This window comes from Nonomuraea purpurea (genome assembly GCF_042650645.1).
Taxonomy (GTDB): Bacteria; Actinomycetota; Actinomycetes; order Streptosporangiales; family Streptosporangiaceae; genus Nonomuraea; species Nonomuraea purpurea.
The window spans coordinates 27604-43299 of record NZ_JBHSBI010000023.1 but is presented as its reverse complement, the minus strand read 5'-3'; the positions used below and the strand labels follow the sequence as shown (position 1 = coordinate 43299).

Annotated in this window: 20 protein-coding genes and 1 tRNA gene; 9 read left to right on the top strand and 12 right to left on the bottom strand. The window is 64.2% G+C overall.

Translation table 11 applies throughout. From position 1 onward, the window contains the following. Positions 1-397 precede the first annotated feature (397 nt). The 3 genes from ACFOY2_RS36125 to ACFOY2_RS36115 form a co-directional block, all read right to left on the bottom strand. Positions 398-1129, bottom strand: a complete 732-nt coding sequence (locus ACFOY2_RS36125; protein ID WP_379532607.1) for a class I SAM-dependent methyltransferase — start codon at positions 1127-1129, stop codon at positions 398-400. A gap of 410 nt (positions 1130-1539) precedes the next feature. Next, on the bottom strand, positions 1540-1872 hold the full coding sequence (locus ACFOY2_RS36120) for a helix-turn-helix domain-containing protein (protein ID WP_379532606.1): 333 nt from the start codon (positions 1870-1872) through the stop codon (positions 1540-1542). A 3-nt stretch (positions 1873-1875) separates the two neighbouring features. Beyond that, positions 1876-2250 carry a type II toxin-antitoxin system RelE/ParE family toxin gene (locus tag ACFOY2_RS36115; RefSeq protein WP_379532605.1) on the bottom strand — a complete coding sequence of 125 codons (375 nt, stop codon included), beginning with the start codon at positions 2248-2250 and terminating at the stop codon, positions 1876-1878. Between the two features lie 301 nt (positions 2251-2551). Here ACFOY2_RS36115 and ACFOY2_RS36110 point away from each other — a divergent pair, with 301 nt between their 5' ends. After that, positions 2552-2863: a barstar family protein gene (locus tag ACFOY2_RS36110; protein ID WP_379532604.1), complete on the top strand. Its 312-nt coding sequence runs from the start codon at positions 2552-2554 to the stop codon at positions 2861-2863. A 492-nt stretch (positions 2864-3355) separates the two neighbouring features. Here ACFOY2_RS36110 and ACFOY2_RS36105 read toward each other — a convergent pair whose 3' ends face one another. Beyond that, complete coding sequence (locus ACFOY2_RS36105; RefSeq protein WP_379532603.1) at positions 3356-4180, bottom strand: inositol monophosphatase family protein; 825 nt, start codon at positions 4178-4180, stop codon at positions 3356-3358. Then, positions 4177-5052, bottom strand: coding sequence for a DUF5919 domain-containing protein (locus tag ACFOY2_RS36100; protein ID WP_379532602.1), 876 nt, complete (start codon positions 5050-5052; stop codon positions 4177-4179). Before ACFOY2_RS36100 ends, ACFOY2_RS36105 begins: the two co-directional genes overlap by 4 nt. A gap of 674 nt (positions 5053-5726) precedes the next feature. Here ACFOY2_RS36100 and ACFOY2_RS36095 point away from each other — a divergent pair. From ACFOY2_RS36095 to ACFOY2_RS36085, 3 genes are all read left to right on the top strand, one after another. Further along, the gene (locus tag ACFOY2_RS36095) at positions 5727-6014 is read left to right on the top strand and encodes a hypothetical protein (protein WP_379532601.1); all 288 of its coding nucleotides are present in this window, start codon (positions 5727-5729) and stop codon (positions 6012-6014) included. Between the two features lie 387 nt (positions 6015-6401). Further along, positions 6402-6545: a hypothetical protein gene (locus tag ACFOY2_RS36090; RefSeq protein WP_379532600.1), complete on the top strand. Its 144-nt coding sequence runs from the start codon at positions 6402-6404 to the stop codon at positions 6543-6545. A gap of 36 nt (positions 6546-6581) precedes the next feature. After that, entirely contained in the window at positions 6582-7103 is a 522-nt protein-coding gene (locus ACFOY2_RS36085; protein ID WP_379532599.1) for a DinB family protein, read from the top strand. A gap of 406 nt (positions 7104-7509) precedes the next feature. Here the strand turns inward: ACFOY2_RS36085 and ACFOY2_RS36080 are convergent, their stop codons facing one another. The 5 genes from ACFOY2_RS36080 to ACFOY2_RS36060 form a co-directional block, all read right to left on the bottom strand. Further along, the gene (locus tag ACFOY2_RS36080) at positions 7510-8697 is read right to left on the bottom strand and encodes a hypothetical protein (RefSeq protein WP_379532598.1); all 1188 of its coding nucleotides are present in this window, start codon (positions 8695-8697) and stop codon (positions 7510-7512) included. A gap of 534 nt (positions 8698-9231) precedes the next feature. Further along, positions 9232-9624, bottom strand: coding sequence for a type II toxin-antitoxin system VapC family toxin (locus ACFOY2_RS36075; RefSeq protein ID WP_379532597.1), 393 nt, complete (start codon positions 9622-9624; stop codon positions 9232-9234). Beyond that, positions 9624-9857: a hypothetical protein gene (locus tag ACFOY2_RS36070; protein ID WP_379532596.1), complete on the bottom strand. Its 234-nt coding sequence runs from the start codon at positions 9855-9857 to the stop codon at positions 9624-9626. The genes ACFOY2_RS36075 and ACFOY2_RS36070 overlap by 1 nt, the downstream gene beginning before the upstream one ends. 272 nt (positions 9858-10129) lie before the next feature. Next, positions 10130-10519, bottom strand: coding sequence for a VOC family protein (locus ACFOY2_RS36065; protein WP_379532595.1), 390 nt, complete (start codon positions 10517-10519; stop codon positions 10130-10132). Between the two features lie 282 nt (positions 10520-10801). After that, positions 10802-11062 (bottom strand): hypothetical protein, encoded by a 261-nt coding sequence (locus ACFOY2_RS36060; RefSeq protein WP_379532594.1) that lies wholly within the window; start codon positions 11060-11062, stop codon positions 10802-10804. Positions 11063-11452: 390 nt separating this feature from the next. Between ACFOY2_RS36060 and ACFOY2_RS36055 the strand changes: the two genes are divergently transcribed. After that, a complete protein-coding gene (locus ACFOY2_RS36055) occupies positions 11453-11665 on the top strand; it encodes a hypothetical protein (protein ID WP_379532593.1) in 213 nt (70 codons plus the stop codon). Positions 11666-11698: 33 nt separating this feature from the next. Next, a complete protein-coding gene (locus ACFOY2_RS36050) occupies positions 11699-12091 on the top strand; it encodes a type II toxin-antitoxin system VapC family toxin (RefSeq protein ID WP_379532592.1) in 393 nt (130 codons plus the stop codon). 31 nt (positions 12092-12122) lie between these two features. Here ACFOY2_RS36050 and ACFOY2_RS36045 read toward each other — a convergent pair. Continuing rightward, positions 12123-12196: transfer RNA gene (locus ACFOY2_RS36045), tRNA-Gly, on the bottom strand. A 100-nt stretch (positions 12197-12296) separates the two neighbouring features. Here ACFOY2_RS36045 and dcd point away from each other — a divergent pair. The 3 genes from dcd to ACFOY2_RS36030 all read left to right on the top strand — a co-directional run bounded on the left by dcd (position 12297) and on the right by ACFOY2_RS36030 (position 14731). Further along, entirely contained in the window at positions 12297-12872 is a 576-nt protein-coding gene (gene dcd / locus ACFOY2_RS36040; RefSeq protein WP_357825399.1) for a dCTP deaminase, read from the top strand. A gap of 231 nt (positions 12873-13103) precedes the next feature. Continuing rightward, positions 13104-13721: a DUF47 domain-containing protein gene (locus ACFOY2_RS36035; protein WP_379532591.1), complete on the top strand. Its 618-nt coding sequence runs from the start codon at positions 13104-13106 to the stop codon at positions 13719-13721. A gap of 5 nt (positions 13722-13726) precedes the next feature. Next, on the top strand, positions 13727-14731 hold the full coding sequence (locus tag ACFOY2_RS36030; RefSeq protein WP_379532590.1) for an inorganic phosphate transporter: 1005 nt from the start codon (positions 13727-13729) through the stop codon (positions 14729-14731). 3 nt (positions 14732-14734) lie between these two features. Here the strand turns inward: ACFOY2_RS36030 and mshD are convergent, their stop codons facing one another. Then, entirely contained in the window at positions 14735-15637 is a 903-nt protein-coding gene (gene mshD / locus ACFOY2_RS36025; protein ID WP_379532589.1) for a mycothiol synthase, read from the bottom strand. Between the last annotated feature and the right edge of the window lie 59 nt (positions 15638-15696).

The following is a 15696-nucleotide window of genomic DNA, read 5'->3' as shown; positions in this document are numbered from 1 at the left end:
CCCGGGCAGTGGAAATGCTGACCTGACTGTGTGTTGGGTCGAGTGACCGTGAGTCTCCGAGACTTCCCCGTGGTCGCCAACCGAACGGGCACGGGTTGTCCGACCCACTGGTCAGAAATCCGCACCGACGTTTTTATTGGTCGCTGAGGGAGCAGTAGTGCGAAAATTGATCTATGCGGTACTTCAGTGCGATGGGCTGGACTGCGATCTTTGCCGGGACGGAAACTGAGACCGGACGCATGCGACCGGTGGAGGCATGGGATTCGGCTACAGGGGTGGCGCTTGTCGTTGATCCCCAAAGGGGTGCACTGTGCCCCGTCACCGACTGGCCGGACTTCTCCCACTTGGAACGGGGAGAGCGCGTTGTGAGCGTCATCCCAGGGGGTGGGTGGCGTGCTCACTGGAACGAGGGGTACGACGGCACGCCGGTGACTGAGGCGGTACTTGCTTGGTTGATCCATACTGATGGTGGAGCCACTCCCATCAGCGTTGAACTTGATGGCAACGTTGGCACAGCGGAGTTGGCTGATCGTATTCTCGCGCCCGGACAGGATCTGGACTGAGTTGATTGCAGCAAGAGGCTCGGGCTTGGACTTGTGATCCTGGGCTGACCTTTTTGCTTGGAGCGGGTGAAGGTGGTGTTCGGTACGGGGGCCAGTTTGCGTTCGCCGTCGAGACGTGCGGCGATGTGGTGGTCGAAGGCGATAGCGTTCCAGGCGAAGCGTCCTCCGGGGCGGAGGGAGGCTGCGACGTGCTCAAAGGTGCGACGGCGGTCGGCCCAGGTCGGTAGGTGCTGGAGCGACCGGAACGGGCAGTAGATCAGCGCCGCCGACTCCTCCAGCGTGAGGTCGCGGATGTCGGTCTCTCTGAGATCCAGTTCGATACCCTCTTCGGCCGCGCGGGTGCGGGCTTGTTCGAGCATGGTCGGTGAGGCGTCGATTCCGATTACTCGTCGGCCGGTCGCCTTGGCGATGGGGATCGCGACGCGTCCGTTCCCAACGGCGAGTTCGACCACGGGGCCGTCCGCCTCGCGGGCGAGGCCGACGTAGAAGGCGATGTCGGCGACCATGTGAGCCGACCATTCCTTGTATCGATGCGCGAACGCCTCGTCCCAAGTTGTGGTGGTCATCGGCTCATGATCGCATCGCTGGATCGGCGCGAGCAATCCGATTGGTCGCCCGGCCCGAGCACGGCCGCGCTGCGAGAACGACCCCAGGCCGCATGGACTGTTCCCGATCTTGTGGAATTCTCCTCCGTCAGCCGATGGGCAACCAGGGAAGAGGGGCAAAGCGGGAGCGCCTCACCGGAGAGTGGCTCGTGATCGTTGGGAGTTGGACGGCACCGCTGCGCGGGTAAGAAGCTCTCGGCACGGGAGTCGACATTCATGGGTTCGTCGAGTGCCGCACGTGGGCCCGCGGGCTCGACATCGGTGAGTCCGCTTGGTACGTCGCCATCTCTCTGTCGATGTTGGGAGTGCGCAGAGACTATGACGCCTTCGATCGGCTTGTCCCGGCCGATGGCGGACGGCATCTCAATTCCTCACGCGGCGGTGATGGTCCGAAACTCCACCGGTGCGGAGGCGTCACCGTGCATCACCACATCGATCTCCAACGCCGCCGCCAACCGCACCATCAGCGGAATCGTCGGCATGTGCGCTCCACCCTCCAAGCGGGAGACCTGCGGCTGCGTCATGCCCGCCCGCTCGGCCAGCTCCGTCTGCGACAGGCCAAGCTCGATCCGGCGGCGGTAGACGGCCGCGCCGAGTTCCTGCCCCAGCCGTGCCTCCTCCACCATCGCGGCGTACTCGGGACTCACCTCCTCGCCGGCAAGTCTCTTGGCCTTGATCGTCTTCCACTTGCTATGTCCAGCCATCCTTCAGCTCCTTCCCTCGTAGATCCGATGCGCGATGCCGTGCTCCAAGCCGCCGGCCATGCACTCGACCATCACCTTGCGGGCGCGCTCCACATCGCGCGGCTGCCTGTCTCGCGTCTTGTAGAAGACGGTCAGCAACACCGCCTGGCGACCCTCGGCCAGCCAGTATGTGAGGCGCACCGAGTGGTGTGCGATATCGAAACGCAACTCCCACAACCCGTCACCCAAGTCGCGAGCATGACCGTACGGCATCCTGTCGCCGAATTCAGCGAGCCGTCCGACGGCGGCCTCGACAGCGGCGTGATCCCGGTCGGACAGAGTGTCCAGCCAAGCCTCCACCTCTGGCTCCAGCTCGATGTCGTACAGCTCTTCACTCATGCAACGTAGTATATATGCCAAGCTTTGCATAGTCCGATTTATGCAGGGCGGCAACCATGCGAGATGCGGGCAATCTGATGTTGCGATGGCTAGGACTCAAAGGTCAAGACGAAGTGGGCCGCGCGCGATGAAGATCGTGGCGTGGTTGGGTAGAAGCCGCTCTACGAGATTGAAGCCCAGGTCTCGCAAACCTTCCAGCCTGGGCTTTGGTCGGGAGCGGGTGACGGGAATCGAACCCGATGGCACGCTAATGGCACGACGATCAAGTTGAACTCCGGAAATACATGTAGGAGGTGGCGCGATGTGCGTTGTCGTGGATGGTCGGCGGGTGTCTTCGGAGGCCGATCTTCACCAGTTACTGACGGGGCTTTTGGACTTTGGCCCGTACTACGACAACAACCTCGCCGCGCTCCGGGACAGGTTGAGTACCGATGTGGAGCGACCAGTGGAGTTGGTGCGGACTCATTGGAAGGAAAGTAGGGCCAACCTGGGTGCCGATCTCTTCGACAAGATCCGCCGACTTCTTGACGAAGTTCAGGCGCAAGACGCGGCATGGGGCCTACGCGACCGCTTCACCTTCGAGTTGCACACTGCGCACACCTCGCCTGCCTGATCATCCCGCAGCCGGAGTGCCCCCGGCGGAGGCCGATTATCGGAGACTGTTGTCCATGGGAATGTTCGACGGATACCGGCCGGTTCCGCCACTTCGCTGCCCATGGTGTGGCGGCCTGATGAACGGCAACTGGCAGGGCCAGGACGGCCCGTGCCGCTTATTTGAATGGGTACAGGGCGAGAGGCATTCGCGTGATCCGGGTCCGCAGGCTCGTCCGGAGTACCGCGAGGAGGCTGCGCTGGCCACGCTGCCTGAGGTCTTTGGCATCTACGACTCGTGCGAGGCCGGCCACTGGGTTGAGGCGGAAGGCAAGTGCGTGAATCAGACGTGGACAGAGACCCGACTCCGGCGTGGGGACGAGTACTGCGAGTAGGTCAATTCTGTGTTGAAGCCGGCGTGGTTCCCGCGCGAGACCGGCCCCCAGGCCGCAGCTCGCGCGGGAGGACCGCGCGGGCTGCGGCGGCGCAGCCGCCGCCTTGATACCAACAAGAGCTATTCGGCAGTGTGCTGGCTTTGTCTTGTGGCCTCGCGAGCTTCGGCGATGAGCTCCACGAGATCGGCTACGAGCTTGGGGCTTGCGGCGATAGTCGCGAGGGCGGTCATGCTGTGTGGGCTGCCGTCGAGATCGACCACTGTGGCCCCGGCTTCGCGGGCGATGACGACGCCTGCGGCGGTGTCCCATGGGTTGTTGCTGAGCATGATGTTGGCGTCGATCTTGCCGTGTGCCACCCACGCGAGATCGATCGCGGCTGAGCCGAACATCCGTATGCGCTGGACGCGCGCGGCTAGCTCTTGGGTCAGAGCGAGTCGTGGTTTGTTTTGTTCCTGGGCGTTCTTGCCCACTGCGTAGTCGCCAATGGCGACGATGGCAGCCTCCAGATCCCGGGCGTCACTCACTTGGATATCAGATCCATTGGCTCGGGCGCCGGCCCCTTCGGCGGCCGAGTAGCGGAGGTCGAGGAACGGCAAGTCGATGACGCCGAGAGTGGGCATGTCCTTGTCGACCAAGCCCAAGGAGACTCCGCACAACGGGATGTCATGGAGGAAGTTGGCGGTTCCGTCCACTGGGTCCAGTGCCCACATCAGGCCGTCGCCGGTTCGGCTGACACCCTCCTCTTCGCCGAGGAATCCGATTTCTGGTGTCTCGCGAGACAGGAACTCCCGTACGGCGTGCTCGACGGCGTAATCCACCTCGGTTGCCATGTCGCGGTCGCCCTTGGCGGTGACGACGCCTGGGGCCTTGGTTCGGATGATCTCGCTGGCGATCGATACGGCGCGTTCGGCGATGGGGAGAAGAGTTCGGGCGTCGATGGTCATGCAGGTTTGCTCCGCTCCCACATATCCCTGAACACCTGGCCGAAGACGGGAAACAGCCCCTCCGCGGCGGTGTTGTCTTTGATCACGAAGGTTGGCGAGTCGACTCCGCGGGATTGCGGTAGGTACGGCTGGACCACGCAGAGCGCTCGGTCAACGATCAGCAGGTTGAAGCGGATCGTCTCGTCGTAGACGTGGAGTTCCAGCCGCTGGGCCGAGGCGGTTTCGAGTCGATCGCGCAGCCTGGTCAGCATGGTGATGTTGAGTGCTGTGAGGGTCGTCAGAGTGCCGTCGGTGTAGCGCTCTTCTGCTTCGCGGGCGCGGATCGCCTGGCCCTTGGGGTCGAGGAAGAGGCAGCGGATACGGGTGCCGGAGTCCAGCAGGCGCCTGAGTTGATGGTCGGGGTAGCTCTGGCAGATGATGTTGAGCGACAGGCCCGCCGCGTTGATCTCGTTCGCGCCGTCGAACATCGTCGATGCGGGATACGCGGATGAGAAGGCGGATCGGCTGCTGAAGACGGCGGTTACGTCGGCCATCTGCGGCATCGCGCAGGCTGCAACCTCGGGCCCGGCGGCGCTTTGGGCTGGCTCTGGCGATGCCCTCGGCGGGGGGACCTCGACGGCGCTCGTGGAGAACAGCTCACGTGCCGACTTGCCGGGGAACATCGCTTCCAAGACGCGGCAGTGGCCGGAGTAGGGCAAGCCCTTGAGTTCGCCTGTCAGCCATCGATGGAGCTGCGCGCGGCTCGGCCAACCACCCTGCAACGACGGGTCCGCCTTCTTGGCGGCTTTGTCGTACTCCTTACAGAACGTGCTGTAGGTCTGCCAGTGGCGTTGCGTCAGAAGGGTCTTCAACAGGATCGGCTGTTCAGTCATGATCCGCGCCTCGGGCTGGGGTCCCATACAGGCTCAGGTTAGCGACAGAGACGGGCTTGGACGAGACAAGGAGGAGACGAACGGAGACGAATTGGTCACAGACGGTACTCGCGGGCGATCGAGACGTGACAGTTCCTTGGGCAATCCTCGTTGCATGACTGCGCGATGTGACTCTTGCTCGGGGCGGGGCTGGAAATACGTCAGCCTTCGCCGGGCTGTTGTGGCGGCTGAGAACCCCGGTGGCGCCGTCTCGGACGACAGGCACTGGGACGACTGCTGGCGGTGCAACGGGACCGGAGAGGCGGGTGCGCTGTCGTGACGATGGACACCGACTGCTTCAGCTTCCATGTCGCTCCGCCGCAACCGGATCACATGCGCCTGGTCTGGCAAGAGCCCTACAAGGCGGAGGGCCTGGTTCGGGTGACCGCCTACACCTGTGACTACGAAGACACGGTATACGAGCTGTGCTGCGTTACCGCAGGTGAAGACGCTTGTCCAATGACTGGGAGCGATCTACCGGCAAGTGGGAGGTGCCGGGCCTGCCGGGCGCAGGGGTGGCGCTGGGCGCGCAGGAGCCGTGCTGACGTGTTGTGCCGTTTCGACGGGACGGCGGTCGACCTTGTGCGGGTGGATTGCTTCGAGTGCTCAGGTGTCGGAAGAAGGCGGGCGTCGTAGTGGAGATCATCGCGGACTGCATGAGTCCGCACGCCGGAGAGGCGCAGGAGGGTCATATGCAGTTGGTCTGGCGGGAGCCGTTCCAGGTAGAAGAACGCGCCCGCGTGGTGGCCTGGACGTGCCACTGCCGGACGATCGTGTACGAGCTATGCCGGGCGGCAGGGCAGTCGTACATTCGCCGGACGTCCTTCGGTAAGGACGGTCAGACGGTCCACGAGACCTATCGGTGGTCGCTCGCGGAGGCCGCCAAGGTCTGGGATGCCTTGCTGAAAGGTCAAGCCCGATGAGGACACGGCGGCACGGTTGATGGGGTCGCCCCGCGTCGTCGCTCTTCAGGGGAAGCTCATCTGCTGGAAGAAGGGGTTACCCAGGCAGCATGCGCTAATGGCCTGCTTGCCTGGACAAGCATGTTGAACGTGGAGTCCGATGTCATTTGAGTACGCGCCGGTCAGCCCCTCGGGACTCGAGGCCACCTGGGCGTATGCCGGTCGAGTGACCGTGAGTCCCCGTGGCTCCCCGCTGATCGCTCTACGAACGGGCTGACTGCGGGTACGGCACGAGCCCGCAGTCAGCCCGGAAGTGGCTCCGGTAGCCGGCTTTCCAGGCGGCTTGGGGGCCGTGGACGGTGGTCCGCTTGCCGGCTTCGCCGGGAGGAGGGCCGACCGGGTGCCAGAGTGCGTGGAAAACTGGTTTCCCATCGGGGCTTCGACCTGTACGGTGCGACTGCCGGAGGGATCGGCACCCCCGGCGACGGAGAGGAGGTGAGCGCGATGTCGAGTTCGACCGTCGTGCCGCCCGTCCGCCGTACCCGCGGCTGAGACCGGGCGGCTCCACTTCACTCACTGGAGCTTTCGATGACCGAAATCCAACGTCCGCCGCTGACCGCCGGCGAGCGGGCACAACTGACCGGATGGCTCGACCTGCAGCGTTCCTTCGTCCGGATGAAGTGCGAGGGGCTCAGCGAAGAGGACGCCCACCGCGTGCTCCTGCCCACGTCCCCGTTGATGACGGTGGCCGGGGTGGTCGCGCATCTGCGCTGGGTCGAGTACTCGTGGTTCCACATCGGCCTGCTCGGTGTGCCCGACACCGGCCAGACTCCGTGGACCGAGGGCGAGCATCCCGACGCGGAGATGTTCGTCGACGATGTGCCCCTGGCTCGATTGCTCGACGAGTACGACGCCGAGTGCGCGCGCTCCAACGCGGCGATCGCCGACCTCCCCCTGGACACCGTCGAACGCGGGCATCCTGAGGAAAAGGCGGCGTCGCTGCGGTACATCCTCTGCCACATGATCGAGGAGACCGCCCGCCACGTCGGGCACCTGGACATCATCCGGGAACTGCTCGACGGCGCGACCGGCTACCAGAAGATGGACTGACCACGAGCAGGTCCCGCGGACTTCGATACACGGCCTAGCCAGGGCGCGGCGGGCTTTGATCGTCGCGGGCGCTGTCAGTCCTCACCGACGTTTCGCTCGGCTGGTGGAGTGCTCCCGATCTTGTAGACGCTCTCTCCGTCAGCGGATGGGCAACCAGGGAAGAGGGTCAAAGTGGGAGCGCTTCACCGGACGAGTGGCTCGTGATCGTTGGGAGCTGGACGGTACCGCTGTGCGGGCAAGGAGCGTCAGCTTGGGAACCGGCTACTGATCTTGCCGTAATGAGCTGCGAAGATAGGGGTGCAGGTTGGAGCGGTCGGTTGGCCTTGAGTGTCCGTGAGTGACCGCGGTTCCTCGCCTGTTCTGGCACGGATCTGGCACGACGATCAAGTCTGCGGCTGACACCGCCTCAGTTATCTGAGGAGTAGACGATGGCTGCCAGGAGCTGACGGTCGTAGGGAAGTCTTACTAGGGTGAACAGCTTGTCCGGGGTCCAGAACGTCTCCAAAGGCCCGGGGCGCCAGATCTCGTTGTTGTCGAGAAGGGCTTGAAGGTAAGCGCGTTGGGCTTCGTTCAGAGGGCTGTTCGCGGAGAATCGCTGAGGTGGTGGGAAGGCTGCTTCCAATAGGAAGCCCCAGTCTGGATATCCAGTGGAATGGCCCGCCCTGGCTGCCACCGCCAGCGCTGTCGGCAGTAGTTCGGCAAAGTCTGGCACGCGCCGTACAGCCTCACTGACCAGGTGGCTTGGCGAGTGGTAGTCGGTGCCCAGTAGCAGCAGATGCGGATCGGGATACCAATCGGCGAACTGGTCCGGATCGGCAATCGCGTCGAGGATGACTCGTGTCCCGTCCGGGTCGTCCGCGAGGTTGGATGCGGAGGCCGCCAGGAGCCGGATGCGCGGGTCTTGGTCGAAGAGAAAGTCTCTGTTTACGGCACCGATCTGGTCGAGCTCGACGAGCGTCTTGGCCTTCTCGTAGGAGGTGTCGGCATTGCGTGCGCGGCTCTCGATCAGGGTGATGATCTCAGTCCGTCGGCTCGCGACCGTTGGCACCTGGCATAGCAGCGCTGCCGTGGTCGTGGCGGCCACCCGAGTGTGGAGATCGTTGTCCTTAAAGCACCGGATGACAGGATCCACCAGGGCGGGTGAGACAGCTCGACACTGAATGATGGCCTCATAGCCCTCAGTATCCGGTTCCTCATTTCGCGCACTGGAAGAATCGCTCTTGCGAGGAGTGCAGTATGCCTCCCAAAGCTCACTCTCCGTCCTGTCAGGCTCGGTACCCTCAGCTACCACGGCGAGAAAGCTGAGAAGATACGCGCGCACGGGCTCCGGCGGCCACCCGTTGACCGAGATCGACTGATCGAACTGCGGATTTGCGAGTAGGCCGGCGACCACGAGGGCTGCGGGGGCTGTGGCGGGGTAGACGGAGCTTTGGTGGGTGACCGCTCCGTAGAGGTGCTCAACCGTCTCGACCCACGCGGTGTCGTCATCGTCCGATAGGCGCTGGAGATGACCCGGTGAATCCGTAGCTGGCCCGTAGGCATGCGACAAGCGTGACCAGTCGTGCGCGTGCAGAGCATCCCATCCCAAAAGCATCCCGACATTCTGCCGCAAGGGACGCCGGACCAGGCTGAGAAGCCAGGAGACAGAGCGGAAAGGCCTCTAATCCGGACCTTCATACTGAGAGCGGGTGACGGGAATCGAACCCGCGCTGTCAGCTTGGGAACTCTTTCAAGCTCATGGTCTCTGAACAGGGGAAACGCTATCCTGGGCATCAGTTGGTCCAGTGATCGTGAGTCCCCCTGAGTCACTGTTGATCGCTCTGCGAACGGGCACGCAGCGGGCACGGCGATCAGCCTGCCCAACCTGGTTTGCTGCGCGCGGCGTGCACCCGACCCTGACTGATATGCCCCGGGAGCCATGACGGTCGAGGCGGGTACGGCGAGCATGAGCGCGATACGTGAAGAACTGCATGCAGTGGTCGATCGCCTTCCGAAAGACCGCGTGCAGCTAGCTTTCGCGCTTGTTTCTTGAGACGGCCAGTCTTGTCGGTGCCGCTTTGCTTGCGCGACGTCTCAGGCATCCGCGGCCAGGAGCCCTGTCAAGAGATCCCAGTGGTGGAGAGATGCCTCAGGTCGGCATGTCGATGGTCAGTCCGGCTGTCTGGGCAGCATCGGCCAGTCGTTTGTCGTACGTGACGAATGAAGTGAGCTGGGAGCGAATGCGGAGAGCAGTTGCCAGGTGGATAGCGTCCAGGCTCCGTACGGTAACCGGTCTCACAGTCTGGGCCAGGATGCGAATGCCGGCGTCTAGTTCCACCAACTCGATCAGGTCGAGGACCAGATGAAGTCGAGCGACGGCTTCTGGGGCGTAGCGCGTTAGGGCCCGTGATGACTCGATCTCCAGCAGAACCGAACTCGTCCACCCGGTTTCGGCCCGTTCATCGAGCCAGTCGCGCAATGCCTGCGACTCGGCCTCGGCGTGGACGAGTTTCACGACGGCGGTCGAGTCGAGATAGATCATCAGCGTTCGTCCTCGCGACTATGGGCGATCTCCGCGGCGATGTCGATGCCGTCCGGTTCGCCGAGCGGCATACGCAGGACAGCGCGACGCATAGCGGCAGCGCGCTCCTTCCGGAGGGCGGCTTCCAGCACTGCTTGGCGGATAGCCGCCGAGCGTGAGCTGCCGTCATGAGTGAGGACATCCAGTGCGTGCTCGGTCTCCGAGTCGCTGCGAATGGTGATGGTCTCAGCCATGAAGCCAACGTAAGACATTTTGTCTTACGTGGCAAGCCCTGGCCCGCCTCCTTTAGTGGCGCATGCCCGGCGCGGAACAATGATGTTGGCTCCCCGGCGTGGACATACATCGGGGACTTAAAGCAACGGCAAAGCGACGCGCCGTTGAAGCCCCTGCGGGAACGTCTGAACTGCGGAAACGTGAGAGCCTGCCGCAGTGATCAGCCACAGCGCGATCACGACCTGTATGGGTGTGGTGACTGACCCATAGGTCTAGTCGCGCTTGGGCCAGATCAGGCCTGGTCGGTCCAGATGAAACCCTTGTTGCGGCACAGGCAGAAGGGGTGGCCGATCGGGTCGGTGTAGACCCGCCAGCCGTAGCCGTCGGGGCCGACGAAGTCCTGCTGCAGCGTCGCGCCGAGGTCGAGGACGCGGCGCTGCTCGGACTCGATCTCGTCCACTTCGAAGTCGAGGTGGAACTGCTTGGGGTGCTCGCTGTCGGGCCACTGCGGAGCGCGGTAGTCGTCCACCCGGATGAAGGCCAGCTCGACCTCGCCGAACTTGATGCCGGCCCAGTTCTCGTGGCTGCCTTCCTTGATCGGGCGGCCCGTCACCTCGGAGTAGAAGGCCGCCAGCTTCATCGTGTCCGGGCAGTCGATGATGAAATCGGTGAGTCGCAGCATCCCGCGATCTTGTCACAAGATCAAGGGAGCCTAGGGGGCTGTACCCGAGCTGTCCTCTGCGTGGACGCAGTGGCGGGGCCGGCGACGGCGCGTCTCTGGTCGGCGGGTGAGGCTTGGTACGGCGAGCGCTGTGTACGGCGGGCGGCCCGTGTTCGACCAGACATCCGGCCGAACACCACGGGCTTGTGGGTCTCGGCGGTGAGTTCCACGAGGTCAGCCACGAGCTTGGGGCTGGCGGCGATGGTCGAACGGGCACTCATGCTGTGCGGGCTGCCATCAAGGTCAACCACGGTGGCTCCGGCCATGATGAGCAAAGTTGAATCGGATCATCTCGCCGTAGACGTGGAGTTCAAGGCGCTGGGCGGACGTGTTGTCGAGTCGATCGCGCGATCTGGCCAGCCGGTGACCGGGGTAGCTCTGGTAAAGGATGTTGAGCGACAGACCTGCTGGGTTGATCTCCTTGGCGTCGTCGAACATCGACGAGGCCGAGTATGTGAAGGAGAAGGCCGAACGGCTGCCAAAGACCGCGGTCACGTCGGCCACCTACGACATGGAGCAAGCTGCGATGTCGAGGCCGGCGCTTTGACCGGCTCAGGCTCCTTCCTCTGCACTGGGGCACTCGGAGAAGGACCATTTCGAACGATCAACGAAGCCCGCCCGGGGCGGGCATTAGCCGGCCCACCGAGTAACCAGGCAACGGGCGGGCCGACGGCGAGCGAAGCGAGCGGGCTTGTCGGGGGGTCGAAGGGGGCGGAGCCCCCTGGGAGACACAGTCTGGAACATCAATGCGCGAAGCGCTCCGAGTGGAAGGCCATGCAATGAGGCCACGAGAACCGGTTGGAGCGGGTGACGGGAATCGAACCCGCGCTGTCAGCTTGGGAACTCTGCACAAATGGCCGGGGAGACGAGCCTGGCGAGGCGTAGACTCCGAGCATGAGCGCGATGCGTGAAGAGTTGCATGCTCTGGTCGATCGGCTTCCGGATGACCGTGTCCAGCCGGCTCTCGCACTTGTCCGCGAGAACCTCGAGACCGCTGGTCGGCGTGAGCGAGCGCTGGCCATTATGGAGCGGGTTCAGGAGCGGATGCGCGGTGTGACGGGCGTCGACGAGGAACTGGACCGTCTCCGGGAAGGCGCGCGTGGCTGACGCGTACGTCGTGGACACTGGTGTGTTCCTACGGTGCGTCGATCAACCTGGCCACGAGCACGCCCGCCAGATCCGGGACGACTTCCTGCACGGCCGGTAAGACTGGAGACGGCGGACTTCGCGCGGATTGAGGTTGCCGGAGTGCTGCGCAAGAAGGGTCGGCTGTCCGCAGATGAGTTCATTGCGGCCGTTCGGATCATTGACGAGCTCGGTGTCCGGATTTATCCCGTGGACGCCGACCGGTTGGAGCGGGCCGCCGCCCTGGCGGTGCGGTTGACGTTGCGCATGTATGACGCTGTCTTCGCACAGCTTGCTCTCGATCAAGAGATTCCGCTGCTGACCACCGACGCAAAACTCCACCGGGCGCTTGATGGCGTCGTCGAGACCGAACTTCTTAAGACGCAAACCCTCAGTGATCACCGCTGAGCGGTGGGACTGAACGCTGTTACACGAACACTGGAGCGGGTGACGGGAATCGAACCCGCGCTGTCAGCTTGGGAAGCTGATGTTCTGCCATTGAACTACACCCGCGTACGACTCGCAGTCGCGTCCCCCTACTGTAGCGGAAACTTGGGGCACAACAGCAATCCCGGGGCCCCGGAGATTCCTGGCGGGCGGTAAGTTGCTCTGCGTGCTGCTATCTGACCGAGACATCCTTGCTGAGATCGACGCCGGGCGGCTTGGGCTCGATCCGTTCCATCCGGAGATGATCCAGCCTTCCAGTATCGACGTGCGGCTGGATCGGTACTTTCGAGTGTTTGAGAACCATCGGTATCCGCACATCGATCCGTCTGTGGAGCAGCCGGATCTGACGCGGATGGTGGAGCCGGATGGGGATGAGCCGTTCGTCCTGCATCCGGGGGAGTTCGTGCTGGCCTCCACCTATGAGACGGTCACCTTGCCGGATGATCTCGCTTCTCGGTTGGAGGGGAAGAGTTCGCTGGGGCGGCTCGGGTTGTTGACGCATTCGACGGCGGGGTTCATCGATCCGGGGTTCAGCGGGCATGTGACGTTGGAGTTGTCGAACGTGGCGACGTTGCCGATCAAGTTGTGGCCGGGGATGAAGATCGGGCAGTTGTGCGTGTTCCGGCTCAGTTCGCCGGCTGAGCATCCTTATGGGTCGGCCAAGTACGGGTCGCGGTACCAGGGGCAGCGGGGGCCCACTCCGTCCCGGTCGTTCAGGAACTTCCATCGGACCAAGGTCTGAGCTGGACGTGTGGTGGCCGGGTGCCGAGGTCGGGCCCGGCCAGTTTTTTGCCCGCGGACGGGGCAGTTGGGACCCTCGGGTATCGGTCGAAAATGGGACCAAAGTACTCTGTGCTGCGGTGTCTTACAACATACGTAGGGTAGCCAGAAGGAGAAGAGAACATGAAGTTCGCATTTCGCCTGGTAACCCGTACCCTTTCCACGGACCATCCCCGCACATCTGGAGAACGACGTGCGCCTGCGTCTCACGCCACGTGAGGACAGCTACTACGACCTGTTCGCCGACTCCGCGAACAATCTGGTCACTGCATCCCGCCTGCTGGTAGAGATCATCAGCGAGGGATCGGACAGGGAGGCCCTGGCCGAGAAGATGCGCGCCTGCGAGCACGCCGGTGACGAACGCACCCATGCGATCATGAACCGGCTCAACGAGAGCTTCATCACGCCGTTCGATCGCGAGGACATTTACCGGCTCGCCTCGAACCTCGACGACGTGATGGACGCGATGGAGGCGGCCTCCGACCTCATCGTGCTTTACCAGATCGATCATCTGCCCAAGGACGTCGTCCGCCAGGTCGAGGTGCTGGAGCGGGCCGCCGAGTTGACGGCCGAGGCCATGCCGCGGCTGCGGTCGATGAAGAACCTGAACGAGTACTGGATCGAGGTCAACCGCCTGGAGAACCAGGGCGACCAGGTCTACAGGAGGCTGCTGGCCAAGCTGTTCAGCGGCGAGTACGACGCGCTCACCGTCATGAAGATGAAGGAGGTCGTCGACGCCCTCGAAGAGGCGGCCGACGCCTTCGAGAGCGTGGCCAACACCGTCGAGTCGATCGCGGTCAAGGAAAGCTGAGCCCAGTGGACCTCACGCTCGCCCTCGTCATCGGCGTGGTCGTCATCGCACTGGTCTTCGACTACACCAACGGGTTCCACGACGCGGCGAACGCCATCGCGACCTCCGTATCGACCAGGGCTCTCACCCCGAGGGCCGCTCTGTTCATGGCCGCGGCGATGAACTTCATCGGCGCTCACCTGGGCACCGGTGTGGCGCAGACGGTCGGCAGCGGCATCATCGACGCACCTGACGGCTCACATGGCCTGGTCATCGTGGCCGCGGCGCTGATCGGCGCGATCACCTGGAACCTGATCACCTGGTACTTCGGGCTGCCCTCCTCCTCCAGTCACGCGCTGATCGGCGGTCTGGTGGGCTCCGCCCTGGCTTCGGCCAGCCTTGTGCACTGGGACGGCGTCATCGAGAAGGTCGTCATTCCGATGGTGCTGTCTCCGTTGATCGGGTTCACGCTGGCCGCGTTGATCATGATCGCAATATACTGGATCTTCCGCAACAGCCAGCCCGCCAAGACGAACCGGGGCTTCCGCTACGCGCAGACCGTGTCGGCCGCGGCCATGGCGCTCGGGCACGGGCTCCAGGACGCGCAGAAGACGATGGGCGTGATCTTCCTGGCGCTCACCGTCGGCGGTTACGCCGGCAAGGGCGATCCCATCCCGCAGTGGGTCATCCTGGCCGCCGCCGGGGCGATCTCGCTGGGTACGTACGCCGGTGGCTGGCGCATCATGCGCACGCTGGGCCGGCGCATCATCGCGCTCGACCCGCCCCAGGGGTTCGCCGCGGAGTCGGCGGCGGCGACCGTGCTGTACGGTGCGGCCATCGGGTTCGGGGCGCCCATCTCCACCACGCACACGATCACCTCGGCGATCATGGGCGTGGGGGCGACCAAGCGGCTCAGCGCCGTTCGGTGGGGAGTGGCCGGGAACATCGTGACCGCCTGGATCCTCACCATTCCGGCCGCCGCCCTGGTGGCCGCTCTGTCGTACTTCGCCCTCCACGCCATCGTGGAGTAGCACTCAGACCGCGTACATCACGTCCACGTCCCAGCGGCTGAAGCCGAGGGACTCATACAGCCTGATCGCAGCCGTGTTGGCCTCGTCCACGTACAGCATCGCCTGGGCGGGGCCGCGCGAGCGCAGGTGGTTGAGGCCGGCCAGGGTGAGGGCCTTGCCGAGGCCGGTGCCCTGCTGGGAGGGGTCGACGCCGACCACGTACACCTCGCCGAGGGGTTCGTGGCCGTGCTCGGAGGAGCCGTGGATCTTCGTCCAGTGGAAGCCGGCCAGGCGGTCGCCGCGGAAGGCCAGGAAGAACCCCTCGGGGTCGAACCAGGGCTCCTGTTCGCGTTGCCGCAGGTCGTCCAGTGTCCAGGTGCCCTGTTCTGGGTGGTGGGCGAAGGCGGCGGCGTTGACCTTGAGCCAGGCGTCCTCGTCCTGACTGGGGACGAACGTGCGCAAAGTCACACCTTCGGGCAGGTCGAAGGGGTCGAGCGGGGCGAACAGGGAGCGGCGCATCTGCCAGAGGGAGCGGACGCGTTCGAAGCCGAACGCAGTCGCCAGCGCGCCCGCGCCCGCTTGGTCACCGTGCGCCCACAGTCGCAGCCTGCCGTCCGCGAGGTCGAGTACGTCCCGCAGCAGCCGTCGGCCGTTGCCCTTGCGGCGATGCGCGGGATGGATGACCAGTTCGGCGCTCGGGCCCTCAACCTCGTCCGTGGAGTCGATGTGGGCGTAGCCCGCCAGGGTCGCGTCGTCGTAGAGGAGCAGCGAACGCGCCCGGGGGTCGCCGCCGTATCTGAGGTGGAGCATCACGTGTTCATTGAGCGGGCGGACGCCGTCGGCCTCCGTCGCCGCTTCGACAAGGCCGAGCACGTCGGCGATTTCGTGGTCATCGAGTCGTTCCCTGATCTTCACAAGCAGGCTCACAGAACGAACTCTAGGCGTATGACTGGCAAATAACGCCATGTGACAGCCCGGCAAATCGT

Coding starts and splice junctions, on each gene's coding strand:
- ACFOY2_RS36125 (WP_379532607.1), bottom strand. CDS start 1,129: ATGACCACCACAACTTGGGACGAGGCGTTCGCGCATCGATACAAGGAA.
- ACFOY2_RS36120 (WP_379532606.1), bottom strand. CDS start 1,872: ATGGCTGGACATAGCAAGTGGAAGACGATCAAGGCCAAGAGACTTGCC.
- ACFOY2_RS36115 (WP_379532605.1), bottom strand. CDS start 2,250: ATGAGTGAAGAGCTGTACGACATCGAGCTGGAGCCAGAGGTGGAGGCT.
- ACFOY2_RS36110 (WP_379532604.1), top strand. CDS start 2,552: ATGTGCGTTGTCGTGGATGGTCGGCGGGTGTCTTCGGAGGCCGATCTT.
- ACFOY2_RS36105 (WP_379532603.1), bottom strand. CDS start 4,180: ATGACCATCGACGCCCGAACTCTTCTCCCCATCGCCGAACGCGCCGTA.
- ACFOY2_RS36100 (WP_379532602.1), bottom strand. CDS start 5,052: ATGACTGAACAGCCGATCCTGTTGAAGACCCTTCTGACGCAACGCCAC.
- ACFOY2_RS36085 (WP_379532599.1), top strand. CDS start 6,582: ATGACCGAAATCCAACGTCCGCCGCTGACCGCCGGCGAGCGGGCACAA.
- ACFOY2_RS36080 (WP_379532598.1), bottom strand. CDS start 8,697: ATGCTTTTGGGATGGGATGCTCTGCACGCGCACGACTGGTCACGCTTG.
- ACFOY2_RS36075 (WP_379532597.1), bottom strand. CDS start 9,624: ATGATCTATCTCGACTCGACCGCCGTCGTGAAACTCGTCCACGCCGAG.
- ACFOY2_RS36070 (WP_379532596.1), bottom strand. CDS start 9,857: ATGGCTGAGACCATCACCATTCGCAGCGACTCGGAGACCGAGCACGCA.
- ACFOY2_RS36065 (WP_379532595.1), bottom strand. CDS start 10,519: ATGCTGCGACTCACCGATTTCATCATCGACTGCCCGGACACGATGAAG.
- ACFOY2_RS36055 (WP_379532593.1), top strand. CDS start 11,453: ATGAGCGCGATGCGTGAAGAGTTGCATGCTCTGGTCGATCGGCTTCCG.